A 15,355-nucleotide genomic window follows, 5' to 3' on the forward strand; every position below is an offset into this window, starting at 1 on the left:
CAGGATCCCAATGTTTCATTTTCGACTTGCAGCGATTCGTTTTAAAACGGCAGCATCGAGCTTTTCTTCTCGCCGTTGCCGCGGTTCAGCATCCACTGCGCCAGCAAGATCAGACCGACGCTGAGCAAAATGAGCAGCGTGCACAGCGCATTAATCTCCGGCGATATGCCGCGCTTGACCGAGCCGTAAATATAGATCGGAAGCGTCGTCGAGTTCGGCCCCGCCACGAAAAAGCTGATCAGGAAGTCGTCGATCGACAGCGTAAAGGCAATCAGCGCTCCCGCGATAATCCCCGGCCATATCGACGGCAAGGTGATGTAGCGGAACGTCTGCCATGGCGTGGCTCCCAGATCCGAAGCCGCCTCCTCCAGTTGTCCTCCCATATTCGCCAACCGCGAGGAGACGATGACATATACATACGAGATGCTGAACGTAATATGCGCGATGATGACCGTCGTCTTGCCGAGCGGCATATTGATCTGGCTGAAGAGCACGAGCAGCGACAGGCCCATAATGATGTCCGGCACGATGATCGGCAAGTAGAGCAGGCCGGCAATGCCTTTTTTCACCCGGCTCAGCATGCGCCGCATCGCAAGCGCTGCCATCGTCCCGAATACCGTGGATAATACCGTCGATACGAGCGCGATAATAACGCTGTTGCTCAGCGCCTCCATCACCTGCCGGTTCTGGAACAACGACCCGTACCATTTGAAGGTAAATCCGCTCCAGCTTGCATTCAACCGCGAATCATTAAATGAAAAGATCATAATCAATATGATCGGAATGTAAATGAACAGAAGCAGCAGGAACGAGTGGCAAGCCAACAGCGGATGCTGCTTCGATGCGGATGCTGTCTTCATGCCCTCGCCTCCTTCGATGCCTCATATTTGGATCGGAGCGCCCACTGGAACAATCCGATAATAATCAGGGCGCTGATGACGAACACCACCGACAAGGCAGAGCCGAACGGCCAGTTGCGCGCCCCGAGGAACTGGTTCTGAATAATATTGCTTAGCATCTGCGCCTTGGCGCCGCCCAAAATATCGGTAACCACGAACATGCCTGTCGTCGTGACGAAGACCAGCACGCTTCCGGTCATAATCCCCGACCTCGTCTGCGGCAGCGTAATATGCCAGAATGCGCTCCAGCGGCCTGCACCGAGATCGCTGGCCGCTTCCAGCAGCCGCTTATCCATTTGCTCCAGAGCGACATAAATGGGCAGCACCATGAACGGGATGAACGTATACACCATCCCGAGCAGCACGGCTCCTTTGGTATACAGCATCTGGAGCGGCTCCTGAATCCATCCGACATCCAGCAGCACCTGGTTCACGATGCCCTGCGTCCGCAGCAGCAGCACCCAGGCATAGGCGCGGATCAAGAAGTTGATCCAGAACGGAACCGTAATGAGAATAAGCCACATCTTCTGCCGCCCCGGGCTCGCCTGGGAAATGTAATAGGCCAGCGGATAAGCGAGCAGCAGGCAGATCGCTGTCGTCACAAGCGAGAGCCATAGCGTATCCCAGTAAATGCCCAAATAGAGCGGGTCAAAAAAGCGGGCATAATGTTCGAGCGTAAACGTAAATACGACATTGCCCAACTCGTCGCGTTGCATGAAGGATACGGCAAATACCGCGATCATCGGCACGACGAGAAATATCGTCAGCCACAACACGACCGGCGCAATGATGCCGAAGGAGCGTCTCATGGGCCGATAATCACCTCGTCTCCCGCGTTCCAATGAACGCCGACACGCTGTCCGATTTGCCATGAACGGGTGTCCGTAAAATCAAGCACGGCCGTCACCGTTGTCTGTTCATTTTCCATATGAACAATCAATTTATGAATATTCCCCAAATAGACAATATCCTGTATAATTCCTGCTTTGCGCGCCCCTTCCGTCTCCTCCGAGATGCGAATCTTCTCCGGACGGACGGCGAACATAGTCTCTTCATGGAACACATTGTTCTCGCCGACGAACGTAGCGGCAAACAACGTCTCCGGGCGTTCGTAAATTTCTTTAGGCGATCCCACCTGCTCGACGCGGCCGTTGTTCATGATGACGATCCGGTCGGACATCATCATCGCTTCTTCCTGATCGTGGGTGACATAGACAAACGTAATTCCCAAATTCCGCTGCAGCTGCTTCAATTCGCTCTGCAGGTTTTTGCGGAGCTGCAAGTCAAGCGCGCCGAGCGGCTCATCCAGGAGCAGCACCTTCGGCTTGTTGGCAATCGCCCGCGCAATGGCGACACGCTGCTGCTGTCCGCCGGACAACTGATGCGGATATCGCGCAGCGAGCGGAGTCAGCTGTGTGAGCCGAATCGCTTCGGCAATGCGCTCACGCTGTTCCGCTTGCGGAATTTTTTTCATTTTTAGACCAAATTGAATATTTTGCTCCACCGTCATATGGGGGAACAGAGCGTAATGCTGGAATACGAGATTCAGATCCCGTTTGTTCGGAGGCAATTGCGTCACATTCACGCCGTCCAACCGAATCTCTCCTGCCGTAGGCAGCTCGAAGCCGGCAATCATACGCAAAATCGTGGTCTTGCCACAACCACTTGGGCCGAGCAGCGTTAGAAATTCTCCCTCATCAATCGTGAGCGACAAAGGATGTACTACGGGTTGCCCGGCAAAGTGCTTCTCCACATTTACCAGTTGTATCAAGAGCATCAACCCCTTATATCGTCAGCCTATCCACGGGATACGGCAAGCCGCTCCGGTCGGGACGACGCCGCCGCGACTACCGGATAATATGCGATAAGAGTGCATATGCGCATACCTTGTCCTCTTATCCATTAAGCAAAAAAAGCCATATCCGTTGGTATGGCTTCCCGTTCGTTCACGTTGGCGTTTTTGCATATCCAATATACATCGTTTTGCTTGGTGATACAACTATTTTTACGTAATTTCGACAAATGCATACATCCATCTTCAATGGATTGACTCATTTCATCCAGCTAAAGGACTCCCACCCACATTTTTGTAGCTCCGCGCAAAAGCCCCTCGCCCGTCCGCGAACCGCCGCGGAGCCGGGAAGGGGCCTTCCGTCTCTTCTGATCTTACTTCATTTCGAACAGGACCTGCACTTGCGCGCGCAGCTTCACCTGGCCGCCTTGAGGAGCGGAACCGGCAGCGTCAGCGGCGGAAGTTTTCATCATCTCCAGCTTCTCGTTCATGATCCGAACCGGCTGCCAATCCGCGCCGGATTCGACAATCGCCAGCGCCGGTCCGACTTGGCGATTGGCTGCCTTGGCCAGCGCGCCGGCCTTGCTCGACGCATGCTTCACTGCCTTTTCAAGCACCTGGGACTCGAAGGCGTCGCGCTTCTCGATATCGAATTGAATCTGCTGCACGCGCGTCGCATCGGCTCCGGCCGCCGCGTCCACCAGATTGCCCAGCTTCGCAAGGTCGCGCTACGTCACCCGAACCGCGTGGCGGGCTTCATAACCGACAACCTTCGGTTCGCTGTTCTCCGCATATTTATATACCGGATTTACGGAAAAATCGGTCGTTTTCACTTGAGTATCCGCAATCCCGTATTTCGTCAACACCTGCTTCGCCTTGTCGAATGCGGCGGCATTCAGCTTCTGGGCTTGCGCCGCCGTATCCGCCTTCGATTCCGTGACGATATCGACATAAGCAATATCCGGCCTAACCTCCAATTCGCCTTGTCCCACAACCGTAATCGTGTTTCTGTCCATAATCGCTGCCTCCTCTGCCGCCTGTGCCGACTGTGGAGCGGCGGCTCCCCATGCGCCAAACAGCAATGTGCCGACGACGATGGCTGCCACCGCCGTCTTGCGCCATTTCCGTCCATGTGCGTTCACATTCATCATTCCATACCCCTCCATCGCTCATATTGGTAAGATTATCAGCTTGCTTACGTTTTAAACGAGGGGATGACCAAATATGTTGCACCAACGCATGAATTATTTTCCTCCAGCCTGTGCATCCTTCATGCGGCCGCCACTTTCGATTCGACCGGCTCAATGATTTTCATTGTCATTTGATGTAACTTGTGTTACATTCTAGTTGTAATTATTCTATTTGTTGAAAGAGGAGGGAATTTCTGTTGTTTACGCGTAAATGGACGAAACGTGTCGCCGCAATCGCTATGGCAGTCAGTCTCCTTTCCCCCGCCACCTTGTTCGCCCAAGGTTCCGGCCCGCACGGCTTGAATCAGCAGAATGCACCTGAACGCGGGAGCTCCCAGATCTACATAAAGAACGTTGTTCCATTTAACGGCACGGCCATCTATCACTGGACAGCCACCTTCGAGACGACGACTCACTATCAGATTCCGAACGATATCGACATTCCGAAGGACAGCCACCGGAAAAATATTTTGGTCTATCTGACGACCGAGAAAAATACCGGGAACAATACGGAATTCGATGTCGAACTGGAACGGTACTATCCATGGTCCGGCTGGATCAAGGAAGACACGAAGACGGGGTATGTCGGCTGGACGGCGGACGAAGTCGCCTTCAAGGGGATCAAGGATGGCGAGAGATACCGCATCCGCATCCGGGGCAATGTGAAGGGCACCGCTGATGTGTTCAGCCAATGGTAAGCCTGGGCTGTATATGGAACAGGACCTGAGCATCATGCTCAGGTCCTGTCTTGATTCCGCCGCCGGAATAACGGCAGACAAGCCCGGGGCCTGCTGAGAGGCGCCGAGCTCGCCGGACAATCGGTATGGAGTCGGGCGGCCATCTCTTCCGCCGCTCCTGTATCATCTGCCTTATGCCGGAGATGCACCCGGCATGCAGGTCCAATTAGTTTTCCAACTCTTCCTTGCTGACCAAGGAGACTAAAGCGCTTACAGCCTGTTCTGCGTCCGCGCCATCCGCGGTAATGGTAATGGACGTGCCTGAGCCGATTGCAAGACTCATGATCCCCATAATGCTCTTCGCATTTACTTTTTTATCTTCCTTTTCCACGAAGATATCCGAAGAATATTTATTCGCTTCTTGAACGAACAAGGCCGCCGGTCGTGCATGCAAACCTGTCTTCAAACGTACCACAACTGGTTGTTGAGCCATGCGGATCATACCCCCTACATTTCCTGTATAGTTTACTAATCAATTCACGTTTACGCCATTTCCTTCAGTTTATCACATTATAGCATTTTAAACGATGGTACACTAGGAATAAAATTCATCCGTTTCTTATTCTTTCGGCCATCTCATCAATCTTGCGCAGCCGGTGATTGACTCCGGACTTGCTGACCTTGCCCTTAAGCATCTCACCGACCTCCTTCAGATTCAGATCGGGATGAGCCAGGCGAACCTCCGCGACTTCGCGAAGCTTGTCAGGAAGCTGTTCCAGTCCAATCTCCTTCTCAATCAGGCGGATATTCTCGATCTGGCGCACGGCCGCGCCAATCGTCTTGTTCAGATTCGCCGTCTCGCAGTTGACAATCCGGTTCACGGAGTTCCGCATATCCCGCATGATGCGGACGTCTTCGAACTTGAACAACGCCTGATGCGCCCCGATAATATTGAGGAACTCAATGATTTTCTCGCCTTCTTTAATGTACAGCACGAACCCTTTTTTGCGTTCGATGAACCGGGCATTGAGCCGGAATTCATTGGCCAATTCGACAATAGCCTTGCAATGCTCTTCGTACATCGATGAAATCTCGAGATGGTAAGAGGATCCTTCCGGATTGTTAACCGATCCGCCGGCAAGAAATGCCCCCCGCAAATAAGCCCGTTTACAGCAATTGTTCGCGATAATCCGCTTATCTATTCCATCCGTGAACTGGAACCCTTCGGATACGATATGCAGATCATGCAAAATCTCCTGCACCTGGGAAGGAATGCGGACGATATACACATTATTTTTCTTCAAACGCATTTTTTTGCGAACCAGCAGTTCCGTGTGCGCCTGATAAAACTTCTTGATGAACGTGTATATCCGGCGGGCAATCGCCGCGTTCTCCGTCGAAATATCCAGAATGACCTTGCGGTTCGAAGAGAGCTGCACGGAGCCGTTCATGCGCATTAACGCCGCCAATTCTGCCCGTTCACAGCATGCATCGGACTCCATTAACGTCAATTCCTTTTTCGTCTGCGCTGCAAAGGACATTCTCCGCTCACCTCTTTCGTAACATCCAATTCTCCACCAGCTGATAAATGTGATGGCTCAGCTTTTCCGCATCATGCCGCAAATAGGTGCGGAACAATACGAGGGAATCGGCAATCACCTTGTAACCTCTCTTCGTCACTTCATCCAAGTCCAAATGCACTGCACGCGCCCCCTGCTCGGCGTAGCGGTCCTGCACTTGAGGCGGTATCTCCCCGTCGTTGACGATGACATAATCGAAAAGATGCTCGCCCACATGCTGCTGGATGGCTTCGAGATGGTCACTGACCTTATAATTATCCGTCTCTCCCGGCTGTGTCATAACATTGCAGACGAAGATTTTGACGGCATCCGACTCCTTGACCGCCTGTGCCAGCTTGGGGACAAGCAGCGTCGGGATAATACTCGTATATAGACTTCCCGGACCGACCAGGATCGCATCCGCCTCCTGCAGCGCCTGTACGGCCTCAGGAAGCGCCTCCACCTGCTCCGGCTCGAGGAAGACCCGCTTGATGCGCTGGCCAGCCTGCGGTATGGCAGACTCGCCCTCCACGATGGTTCCGTCGGTCATCTCCGCATTCAGCGCAATCGCCTGATTGGCGGCCGGCAGAACCCGCCCGCGCACGGCCAGCACCCGGCTCAGTTCACGGATGCCCGCGACGAAGTCGCCCGTAATATCCGTCATGGCGGCCAGGATCAGATTCCCAAGGCTGTGCCCAGCCAGGCCGGTTCCATTCGGGAAGCGGTATTTCAGCATCTCCGATAACGAGGGCTCCACATCCGCCAACGCCGTCAAGACGTTGCGAATGTCCCCCGGAGGCGGCATTTGCAGCTCTTGGCGCAAAATACCGGAACTTCCGCCGTCATCGGCGACCGTGACGATAGCCGTGATGTCAAGCGGCTTCTCCTTCAGGCCGCGCAGCATGACAGACAGACCGGTACCGCCGCCCATAACGACGATACGCGGCAGATCGCGCTCTTCTCCTATCCGCACTTCAGTATCCCCCCATCAATGCCGATCGCGTTCGGAATCCCGATGGCTTACGCGAACGACCTCCGTCTCGCTGGAACCGAGCGTGCGGCCCAAATATTCCGCGACGGCCACGGAACGGTGCTTCCCGCCAGTGCAGCCGATGCCGATGACGACCTGGCTTTTCCCTTCTTTGCGGTATTGGGGAAGCAAAAATTGAAGCAAGTCGAGCAGCTTGCTCAAAAAGGCCTGCGTCTCCGGCCATTTCATGACATAGTCATACACTTCGATATCTTGGCCGGTATGCGGACGCAATTGCTCCACATAATGAGGATTTGGCAGAAACCGCACGTCAAAAATGAGATCCGCATCGATAGGAACCCCATATTTGAAGCCGAACGAGGTGACGTTGACCGACATGCGGTTCTGATCGGCCTGCGTGAACCTCGAGACGATGCGTTCTTTGAGCTGCGCCGGCTTGAGACTGCTCGTGTCAATCACCTGATTGGCCCAGCCCTTCAAATCCTCCAGCAGCTTGCGCTCCATCTTGATGCCTTCCAACGGCATGCCGTTCGGCTTCAATGGATGGCGGCGCCGGCTCTCCTTGTAGCGTTGGACGAGGACTTCATCCGTCGCGTCCAAGAACAAAATTTCACAATTAATTGTATAATGTTCTCTAATATAATTCAAAGACTCCGATAACGCCGTGAAAAACTCTCGCCCGCGCAAATCGATGACGAGCGCGACCTTTCCGATTTTCCCTTTGGACTGCTCAATCAGCTCCGCGAATTTGGGAATCAGCACGGGAGGCAGGTTGTCTACGCAAAAAAATCCGAGATCCTCCAGGCTTTGTACCGCTATGGTCTTGCCCGCACCGGACATTCCCGTAATGATGACTAATTTAGCAAGCGCTGCCGTTTCTGTTGAATCGATCATCGTTCGTCCTCTCCCTTACCAATACCGATTACGAACGCAAGAACAATCCGGCCGCACCAATCATGCCTGCATCATTGCCTAGCTCAGCCGGCACGATCGATACGCCGCGCGTAACCGGTTCAGGTGTTAGCTTCTTGAACGTCTCACGGATTTGCTCGAACAAGAACTCGCCGGCCTTCGACAAGCCGCCGCCGATAATGAAGCGCTCCGGATTCAAGGTGACCGCCACCGCGGCCATCGATTTACCGAGGTAGAAGGCTGCGCGCGAGATAATGCGGACGGCAACCTCGTCACCGGCCTTCGCCGCATCGAACACATCCTTCGCCGCGATGTCCTCCAGCAGCGACAGGGACGTGCGATCGCCGCGCTCTACCGCATCCTTCGCCATGCGAATGATGCCGGTGGCGGAGGATACCGTCTCCAGGCAGCCCATCTTGCCGCAGCCGCACTGAATCGCTTCCAGATCCGGAATGACGGCGATATGCCCCAGCTCTCCGGCCATGCCGGAAAATCCCTGCACAATCTTGCCGTTGATGATGATTCCGCCGCCGACACCGGTTCCCAGCGTATAGCAGACGCAATTGTCGACGCCTTTGCCCGCGCCGCTCCACGCTTCTCCCAACGCCGCCACATTGGCGTCATTGTCAATCTTGACCGGCTTGCCTAACCGTTCTTCCAATATGGCACGAATCGGCACATCCTTGAAGCCTACGTTGGGCGCCAACAAGATAACGCCTTCCTTCACATTCGTAAACCCAGCGACCCCTGCACCAATTCCAGCCACCTGGCTCCAATCGTAAGGAGACTCCTCCACGATCCGGCGAATATAGTTCTCAATGTTGTCTATGACGGTATCGGGGCCCTTGGCAACTTCAGTCGGACCTTCAAACGTTTGCAGCAGCCGGCCTTCCGTATCACAAAGACCGACCTTGATAGCCGTTCCGCCCAAATCGACACCCACGTAGATTTGCTCAGGCATGCGTCATCCACCTTTATACTTGTAATCGTATCCTTAATCGTATGTTACTTCAGTACCCACTATACGCGAACGCTGTAAACAGGTCAAGGCGTGCGCGGCCCGCCCGCACGGGCGTTCCGGGCCTTTCCCGGGCCGATTCCGCGCATTGGCGGCCGCCAGGCTCGCGAGATCAAATACGGAGCCCGCAGGCTCCGTCTCGACGCTGAAAATGTTGCAAAAATCTACTTTATGTCGGTACCGGGAAGCCAGGCTCGCGAATCCGGGATATCCCGTTCACGCGGAACGGTTACCCCAACGTCGTGCTCCAGTCATGGACCATGCTGCCTTCCAGGAATTTCTCGCAATCCAGCGCCGCCTGACAGCCGGAACCGGCCGCGGTAATCGCTTGACGGTATTTCATGTCCTGCACGTCGCCGGCCGCGAAGATGCCCGGAACGCTCGTCTCGGTCGTGCCCGGCTTCACGATGACGTATCCGTGCTCGTTCAGCTCGACCTTGCCGCGCAGGAAGTCGGTGTTCGGCTTATGCCCGATCGCGACGAACAGGCCGTCCGTCTCGATGACTTCCTCTGCGCCCGTCTCGTTGTTGCGCACTCTGAGGCCGGTGACGCCCATGCCCGTCGACAGCACCTCCAGCGGCGTCCGGTTCAGCGCCCAAGAGATCTTCTCGTTCTCGCGCGCCCGGTCCTGCATGATTTTGGAGGCGCGCAGCTCGTCGCGGCGGTGCACGATCGTCAGCTCCGACGCGAAGCGGGTCAAGAAGTTAGCCTCCTCCATCGCGGAGTCTCCGCCGCCGATGACGACGATTTTTTTGCCCCGGAAGAAGAAGCCGTCGCAGGTAGCGCAAGCGCTGACCCCTTTGCCGATATTATCCTGCTCTCCAGGAATATTCAAATATTTCGCGCTGGCTCCGGTCGAGATAATGAGCGTCTCGGCCCAGATTTCCTCCAGACCTTCCCCCGTCAGCTTGAACGGGCGCTGCGATGTGTCAATATCCGTCACCCAGCCGGTAACGAACGTCGTGCCGAAGCGCTCCGCCTGCTTGCGCATGTTTTCCATCAGTTCAGGGCCCATAATCCCGTCCGGGAACCCAGGGAAGTTCTCTACATCGGTTGTCGTCGTAAGCTGGCCTCCCGGCTGCGGACCTTCGATGACGAGCGGATTCAGATTGGCGCGCGCCAGATAGATCGCCGCCGTGTACCCCGCAGGTCCTGTTCCGATAACGACCGATTTATACACTTTCTTCTCCATACTAAAAGGCCTCCTTCACTATTAGAGGTTATTCAAAAAGTACGCTTTTGACCACGAAGGGATTCAGGAGAAAAGCAGCCTTCAGAACACGCCCGGTTATCAACTTGGGAAAACGCGTCTATTCATAGAAATTCTTCTCGGTCATATCGGCGCGGAATGCCTCTTCTATCCGCTTGGCATTCTTGGCGACCGTCCCGGCGGATACGGCGTACCGTTCCCCTGCATCGCTGCGGGTGACCGGATGGCCGTGCTTCTTCGCGATGATATATTCAATCGCCGCTGCCCAAGAGTCCGCCTTCGCGATACGCGGCACTTCATTAGGATATGACCGACGGAGAAATTCAATCCAGAGCTTCTCCGCGTCATGCATCTGAATCATGTCATACCGCCCGTTCATCCCGGACCGGATTGAATCGATCACCTGCTGCCAGTCCGGCTCCCAGATCGGGAGCCCGCTTCCCAGGTGATACCCGTCCACGAGCTGCTTCTTGCCGTCCCACTCCACTTCAAGCTCGTCCTCTACGCCAAGCAGACGGAGAACATAGACGGTCAATTCCTTCACGTAGCCGTCCTGCTCTGGATCGAGCAGCAGCCCCCGGAGCGCCTGCTTCGCCTCGTCATCATTGATAAGGCTCATCGCCTGAAGCGCCTGCAGCTTCGTCGCGGAGTCGCCCGCGCGCAGCGCCCAGAACAGGGACGAGCGGACGAGCGGATCCGCCTTCAACTGCCGCTCCCATTCGGCGGCCGCCCCCGGATCTCCGGCTTCGTGCCGGACAATCCGTTCCGCTGCCGCGGATCGCTCGGCCCGCCGTCCGGATCGAGCCTTGGCCTCGTAAGGAATGCGGTAATGATAGCTTGGCATCGGATCCGGAAGGCCTCCCCCGCGCCGCTGAAGCAGCTCCAAGTAATACGAGCCAATGCCGCTGTCCGGATCGACGCGCCGGCAGGCGGCCCACCAGCCGGCCGCTTCATCGTACCGGCCGAGATGGCAGGCCGCGACCGCCGCGCAATGATAGATGCCCGGTTCGGCAGGCGATCCGGTCGCGAGCAGGCGCCGCAGATGGCGGTAAGCCTCCTCATGCCGGCCGAGGATGCCGAGCGTGTTCGCCAGCTTGAAGGCCGGCTCCCGGTGGAACGGCTGCAGCTTCGCCAGCCGCTCCATCAGCTCCCGCTCCTGTTCGATCCGCCCCGCCTGGCGCTCGAAAATGGCCAGATTGCACAGGGCGTGCATATGCCCGGGATCCAGCGCGAGCACCTGGTGAAGCATCTCGCGGGCTTCCTTGAAGAAGCCCATATAATAATAGGCAAGCCCCAGATTGTTCCGGGCAGGCAGATCGCCGGGATTCGCCTGCAGCAGCCGCTCCAGAACGCGACCCGCCTCCACGAACCGGCCTTCTTCCATCATCCGCCGGGCTTCCTGATGCTCGGCTTCCTGGCCGCTCCGCGCTTCCCGGGCTTGTCCGGGCGGAGTCGCCAACTCGCCGCTTCCTTCGGACTCCGCCGTCCGGCTCAAGGCCGCAGCCGCTTCCTTCAAGCCTCTGGCCGCTTCTTCGAGGGCGGCCGCATTAGAGGGCGGCCGGGCTCCCGCATACGATCCGGGCCGATTCATCTCGTCATGAAGCATTTCCTTCATTTCCTGCGCCTCGCTGCGGTATGCCCCCTGGGGTTCCAGCGCCAGGTAAATATCAAGCGCCGCCTCCGCCTCCTGAAAGCATTCAAGATAAGCGAAATTATTCGCCATATAGTAATAGCATTCACTCATGGATGGATCGAGCTCGTTCACAATATGGCGGAGGATAAGATTCGACTCCTCGAAGCGCCCCGTCTCTGCCAACGCCCCAGCCAGATTGCACTGGTGAATCGCATCGCCGGGCTCGCATTCGACCGCTCTGCGGAAATACCGCAGTGCCTTGTCATATTGCAGCCGATCTAATAATTTTACCGCGCGATCGGAATACGCGGCCGCATCTACCGGAAACATCACGACATTGCCATGCGCGTCCGCGTTGTCCCTGCCGGTTCGATGTGGCTTCTCTCCTGCCATCGCCAAGGCACCTCCTGCCGCATCATCGTTGTATACATAACCTTCAGTATACCATAATGACGCGCCTTCCCCCACCCCTTCGTTGAGCCGTTCCGGAGCCAAACGCGAATGACTTTCTCTTGATCAATCGGGAAAGACGAGAGGCTGGCGAAGACCGGCTGCGCATCCGCCCGAATCGGCGCCCTGACGCCGCTGCCCGCCAATGCCCGTTGCATAGGGCCCCTTATCTTACTTACACGGTTTTTTCCGGGGCTTACACAGCCCCAAATAAGTATATTTTTCAAATAATAATAATTCTAAATATATTATAGCGCAGCCTTCGCTCGCCGGCAACCTATTCATGGCGCCGCCCCGCGTCGAACGGAGCCGGCGCGGGCAGCACCCGGCCAAGAGCGAACCCGCCGCCTGCACGCCAAAAAGCGGAACCCGCTCCTCGCGCTCAAGGAACAGGCGTCCGCCCATGATGCTGCTTACGATTCAGTTGAAGGCTTGATCTTGCCGTGCGCGTTATAGGCATCGCGGCGCGGCCCTTGATGCCGGCGCTGCAGCTCATTCAGCACCTGCGCGAACGGCAGCTTCCGTTCGCGCAGCAGCACAAGCAGATGGAAGAGCAAATCCGCGGCCTCGCCGGTCAGCTCTTCATTATCGCCGTTTTTGGCCGCAATGAGCACCTCGGCGCTCTCTTCGCCGATCTTTTTCAATATTTTATCGATGCCGGAATCAAATAAGTAGGTCGTATAGGCTCCTTCGGGCCGCTCCTCCTCCCGATCGGCGATCACCTGCTCCAGCTCCGCCAGCACCGGGTACGGATCGTCAGCTCCCCGATCTACTGCATCAGCCCCGGCCCTCAACGTCTCCAGCGTCTCCGGCGGTTCAGATACCTGAGCAGTCTCGCTGCGATCCGCGTCGAAGCACGTATACGTGCCCGTATGGCATGCAGGACCATTCGGGATCACCTGAATGAGCAGCGTATCCCCGTCACAATCGGCGGCCAGCTCGACAATGCGCTGCGTGTTGCCGCTGGTGGCGCCTTTATGCCACAGCTCCTGCCGGGAGCGGCTCCAGAAGATCGTCTCCCCCGTCTCGCACGACTTCAGGAGCGATTCGCGGCTCATATAGGCCATCATCAGCACCTCCCGGGTGCTCGCATCCTGCACGATCGCCGGAACGAGTCCCTGCCCGTCCCAGCGGATGCGATCCGCCAACGCCGCTCCGTAGGCGCTCAGCCCGGCAGTCATTCCCGATTCTGTCATCGCACATTCACTCCTTGCTGGCGCAGCGTCTCTTTGACTTCCTGTACCGACACCTCTTTATAGTGAAATTATCGATGGCCGGATATGCCGTCATAAGGTTACCTCCTTGTCACTGGAACCCCTTGTGCTTCCGTGATGATATACTTCTTCTCTTCGGATGCAACACCCACACGTGCTCCCGCTGCCCCACCAATCCTGCAAAATTACAGTTTTGTTTTTTGGGGCAAGCGTATTCGACGCCAATCCTGCAAAAATACATCATTTTGCCCATATATTCCGCAATCCGCCCTTTATTTCACGAATTGATGCAACGCTGCAGGAAATTCTTCTTTTCACAGCATAAACAGTCAAAAAAACTGCACTTTTGCAGCTTTCGCCCATTATCGCCCCACGGCGCACTTTTCCCGCTCCTGCCTCGTGCTTTTCCTCCCCGCGCCTCCGCATCTCCTTCTCCTCGCCTTCTCCTTCGCGACTGACTCTTCGGCGACTGACTCTTCGATAACTTATTCTTCGGCAACTGAGTGTCTTTTCAACAACTGAGCACTTTCGGTCCGGGATCGCTAGATCAATCCCGAGCCGCTCGCGGACCCTCGGCCAGACGGAGGAACCGCTCGAGCAGCAGCCGGCCCACTTCCCCGCTCTTCTCGGGGTGGAACTGCATCCCGTACAGGCGGCCCCGGCCGACCATCGCCGTAACCCTATGGCCTCCGTATTGGCAGGTGGCGATCACGTCCTCCTGCTTCCCGGCCAGCACATGGTACGAGTGGACGAAGTAGACATGCCCTTCCTCCAGCCCGGCCGTCAGCGCATGATCCGGCTGCCGCCATTGCAGCCGGTTCCAGCCCATATGCGGCACCTTGTAATGGCCGCCCTCGAAGCGGACAACCCGGCCGGGCAGCAGCCCGAGTCCGGCATGGCGGCCATGCTCTTCCCCTTCCTCGAAGAGCAGCTGCATGCCGAGGCAGATGCCGAGGGCCGGCTTCCCGGTCTGCACCGCCTCCGTGAACGCCCGGCCCAGGCCGGTCGCCTGCAGCGATTCCATCGCATCGCCGAACGCGCCCACGCCGGGCAGAATGATGCCGCCGGCCTCCGCCAGCTCCCCGGGCTCGCGGCAGATGGCCGCTTCATAGCCGAGGCGTTCCACCGCCGTGCTGACGCTGTGCAGATTCCCCATTCCGTAATCCAATACCGCAATCATGGCTTACAGCACTCCCTTGGTGGACGGAACGCCCTGCACGCGCGGATCGATCGCGGTCGCTTCATCCAGGGCCCGCCCGAGCGCCTTGAACACGGCTTCGATAATATGGTGCGTGTTCTGCCCGTAATGAACGATAACATGAAGCGTCATGCGGCTCTCCAGCGCCAGCTTCCATAGAAATTCATGCACCAGCTCGGTATCGAACGCCCCGACCCGGGCCGCCGGATAGACCGCGCGGTGCTCGAAGTGAGGCCGGTTGCTCAGATCGATGACGACTTGGGCAAGCGCCTCGTCCATCGGGACGAACACCGAGGCATAGCGCCGGATGCCCGCTTTGTTCCCGAGCGCCTCGCGCAGCGCCTGGCCGAGACAGATAGCGATATCCTCCACCGTATGGTGGTCGTCGATATCCGTATCTCCCTTCGCCTGGACGGCGAGATCGAACTGGCCATGCTTCGCGAACAGGTCCAGCATATGGTTGAGGAACGGCACGCCCGTCTCCAGGCGGCTTATGCCGCTTCCGTCTACATTGAACGACAACTGTATATCCGTCTCATTCGTGGTGCGGGCAATGGCCGCTTCCCGCGCTTGCAATGCTCCATATTCCATTGATCGTTCCGCCCTTCTTCT

The 15,355-nt window shown here is 56.7% G+C and carries 15 protein-coding genes and 1 pseudogene; 1 reads left to right on the forward strand and 15 read right to left on the reverse strand.

Annotation, left to right across the window (positions count from 1 at the left end):
* Positions 1-41 precede the first annotated feature (41 nt).
* From OCY70_RS23490 to OCY70_RS23505, 4 genes and pseudogenes are all read right to left on the reverse strand, one after another.
* Positions 42-860, reverse strand: coding sequence for an ABC transporter permease (locus OCY70_RS23490; RefSeq protein WP_213429844.1), 819 nt, complete (start codon positions 858-860; stop codon positions 42-44).
* On the reverse strand, positions 857-1,708 hold the full coding sequence (locus tag OCY70_RS23495) for an ABC transporter permease (protein ID WP_213429843.1): 852 nt from the start codon (positions 1,706-1,708) through the stop codon (positions 857-859). Before OCY70_RS23495 ends, OCY70_RS23490 begins: the two co-directional genes overlap by 4 nt.
* Positions 1,705-2,676 (reverse strand): ABC transporter ATP-binding protein, encoded by a 972-nt coding sequence (locus OCY70_RS23500; RefSeq protein ID WP_213429842.1) that lies wholly within the window; start codon positions 2,674-2,676, stop codon positions 1,705-1,707. Before OCY70_RS23500 ends, OCY70_RS23495 begins: the two co-directional genes overlap by 4 nt.
* Before the next feature lie 389 nt (positions 2,677-3,065).
* Positions 3,066-3,857, reverse strand: a pseudogene (locus OCY70_RS23505) (SIMPL domain-containing protein).
* Between the two features lie 221 nt (positions 3,858-4,078).
* Here OCY70_RS23505 and OCY70_RS23510 point away from each other — a divergent pair.
* Complete coding sequence (locus OCY70_RS23510; RefSeq protein WP_213429841.1) at positions 4,079-4,579, forward strand: hypothetical protein; 501 nt, start codon at positions 4,079-4,081, stop codon at positions 4,577-4,579.
* A gap of 205 nt (positions 4,580-4,784) precedes the next feature.
* Here the strand turns inward: OCY70_RS23510 and OCY70_RS23515 are convergent, their stop codons facing one another.
* From OCY70_RS23515 to hisB, 11 genes are all read right to left on the reverse strand, one after another.
* Complete coding sequence (locus tag OCY70_RS23515; protein WP_006678144.1) at positions 4,785-5,051, reverse strand: HPr family phosphocarrier protein; 267 nt, start codon at positions 5,049-5,051, stop codon at positions 4,785-4,787.
* 115 nt (positions 5,052-5,166) lie between these two features.
* Positions 5,167-6,099 (reverse strand): DNA-binding protein WhiA, encoded by a 933-nt coding sequence (gene whiA, locus OCY70_RS23520; RefSeq protein WP_197259061.1) that lies wholly within the window; start codon positions 6,097-6,099, stop codon positions 5,167-5,169.
* A 7-nt stretch (positions 6,100-6,106) separates the two neighbouring features.
* Entirely contained in the window at positions 6,107-7,048 is a 942-nt protein-coding gene (locus OCY70_RS23525) for a gluconeogenesis factor YvcK family protein (RefSeq protein WP_283776815.1), read from the reverse strand.
* A 57-nt stretch (positions 7,049-7,105) separates the two neighbouring features.
* Positions 7,106-8,002 (reverse strand): RNase adapter RapZ, encoded by an 897-nt coding sequence (rapZ, locus tag OCY70_RS23530; RefSeq protein ID WP_197259060.1) that lies wholly within the window; start codon positions 8,000-8,002, stop codon positions 7,106-7,108.
* A gap of 28 nt (positions 8,003-8,030) precedes the next feature.
* Positions 8,031-8,981, reverse strand: a complete 951-nt coding sequence (locus OCY70_RS23535) for an ROK family glucokinase (protein ID WP_213429840.1) — start codon at positions 8,979-8,981, stop codon at positions 8,031-8,033.
* A 286-nt stretch (positions 8,982-9,267) separates the two neighbouring features.
* Positions 9,268-10,230: a thioredoxin-disulfide reductase gene (gene trxB, locus OCY70_RS23540; RefSeq protein ID WP_213429839.1), complete on the reverse strand. Its 963-nt coding sequence runs from the start codon at positions 10,228-10,230 to the stop codon at positions 9,268-9,270.
* Positions 10,231-10,348: 118 nt separating this feature from the next.
* Positions 10,349-12,274, reverse strand: coding sequence for a tetratricopeptide repeat protein (locus OCY70_RS23545; protein ID WP_213429838.1), 1,926 nt, complete (start codon positions 12,272-12,274; stop codon positions 10,349-10,351).
* The gene (locus tag OCY70_RS23550; RefSeq protein ID WP_213429837.1) at positions 12,211-12,489 is read right to left on the reverse strand and encodes a hypothetical protein; all 279 of its coding nucleotides are present in this window, start codon (positions 12,487-12,489) and stop codon (positions 12,211-12,213) included. Before OCY70_RS23550 ends, OCY70_RS23545 begins: the two co-directional genes overlap by 64 nt.
* 255 nt (positions 12,490-12,744) lie before the next feature.
* Entirely contained in the window at positions 12,745-13,527 is a 783-nt protein-coding gene (hisIE, locus tag OCY70_RS23555; protein WP_213429836.1) for a bifunctional phosphoribosyl-AMP cyclohydrolase/phosphoribosyl-ATP diphosphatase HisIE, read from the reverse strand.
* 565 nt (positions 13,528-14,092) lie between these two features.
* Positions 14,093-14,725, reverse strand: coding sequence for an imidazole glycerol phosphate synthase subunit HisH (hisH, locus tag OCY70_RS23560; protein ID WP_213429835.1), 633 nt, complete (start codon positions 14,723-14,725; stop codon positions 14,093-14,095).
* A 3-nt stretch (positions 14,726-14,728) separates the two neighbouring features.
* Positions 14,729-15,334, reverse strand: coding sequence for an imidazoleglycerol-phosphate dehydratase HisB (gene hisB / locus OCY70_RS23565; protein WP_261945049.1), 606 nt, complete (start codon positions 15,332-15,334; stop codon positions 14,729-14,731).
* Between the last annotated feature and the right edge of the window lie 21 nt (positions 15,335-15,355).

This window comes from Paenibacillus melissococcoides, from assembly GCA_944800085.1.
GTDB lineage: Bacteria > Bacillota > Bacilli > Paenibacillales > Paenibacillaceae > Paenibacillus_B > Paenibacillus_B melissococcoides.

What these genes read in the sequence shown, in the direction of transcription:
- OCY70_RS23490 (WP_213429844.1), bottom strand. Translation starts at nt 860, where the DNA reads ATGAAGACAGCATCCGCATCGAAGCAGCATCCGCTGTTGGCTTGCCAC.
- OCY70_RS23495 (WP_213429843.1), bottom strand. Translation starts at nt 1,708, where the DNA reads ATGAGACGCTCCTTCGGCATCATTGCGCCGGTCGTGTTGTGGCTGACG.
- OCY70_RS23500 (WP_213429842.1), bottom strand. Translation starts at nt 2,676, where the DNA reads ATGCTCTTGATACAACTGGTAAATGTGGAGAAGCACTTTGCCGGGCAA.
- OCY70_RS23515 (WP_006678144.1), bottom strand. Translation starts at nt 5,051, where the DNA reads ATGGCTCAACAACCAGTTGTGGTACGTTTGAAGACAGGTTTGCATGCA.
- whiA (WP_197259061.1), bottom strand. Translation starts at nt 6,099, where the DNA reads ATGTCCTTTGCAGCGCAGACGAAAAAGGAATTGACGTTAATGGAGTCC.
- OCY70_RS23525 (WP_283776815.1), bottom strand. Translation starts at nt 7,048, where the DNA reads ATGGGCGGCGGTACCGGTCTGTCTGTCATGCTGCGCGGCCTGAAGGAG.
- rapZ (WP_197259060.1), bottom strand. Translation starts at nt 8,002, where the DNA reads ATGATCGATTCAACAGAAACGGCAGCGCTTGCTAAATTAGTCATCATT.
- OCY70_RS23535 (WP_213429840.1), bottom strand. Translation starts at nt 8,981, where the DNA reads ATGCCTGAGCAAATCTACGTGGGTGTCGATTTGGGCGGAACGGCTATC.
- trxB (WP_213429839.1), bottom strand. Translation starts at nt 10,230, where the DNA reads ATGGAGAAGAAAGTGTATAAATCGGTCGTTATCGGAACAGGACCTGCG.
- OCY70_RS23545 (WP_213429838.1), bottom strand. Translation starts at nt 12,274, where the DNA reads ATGGCAGGAGAGAAGCCACATCGAACCGGCAGGGACAACGCGGACGCG.
- OCY70_RS23550 (WP_213429837.1), bottom strand. Translation starts at nt 12,489, where the DNA reads ATGCAACGGGCATTGGCGGGCAGCGGCGTCAGGGCGCCGATTCGGGCG.
- hisIE (WP_213429836.1), bottom strand. Translation starts at nt 13,527, where the DNA reads ATGACAGAATCGGGAATGACTGCCGGGCTGAGCGCCTACGGAGCGGCG.
- hisH (WP_213429835.1), bottom strand. Translation starts at nt 14,725, where the DNA reads ATGATTGCGGTATTGGATTACGGAATGGGGAATCTGCACAGCGTCAGC.
- hisB (WP_261945049.1), bottom strand. Translation starts at nt 15,334, where the DNA reads ATGGAATATGGAGCATTGCAAGCGCGGGAAGCGGCCATTGCCCGCACC.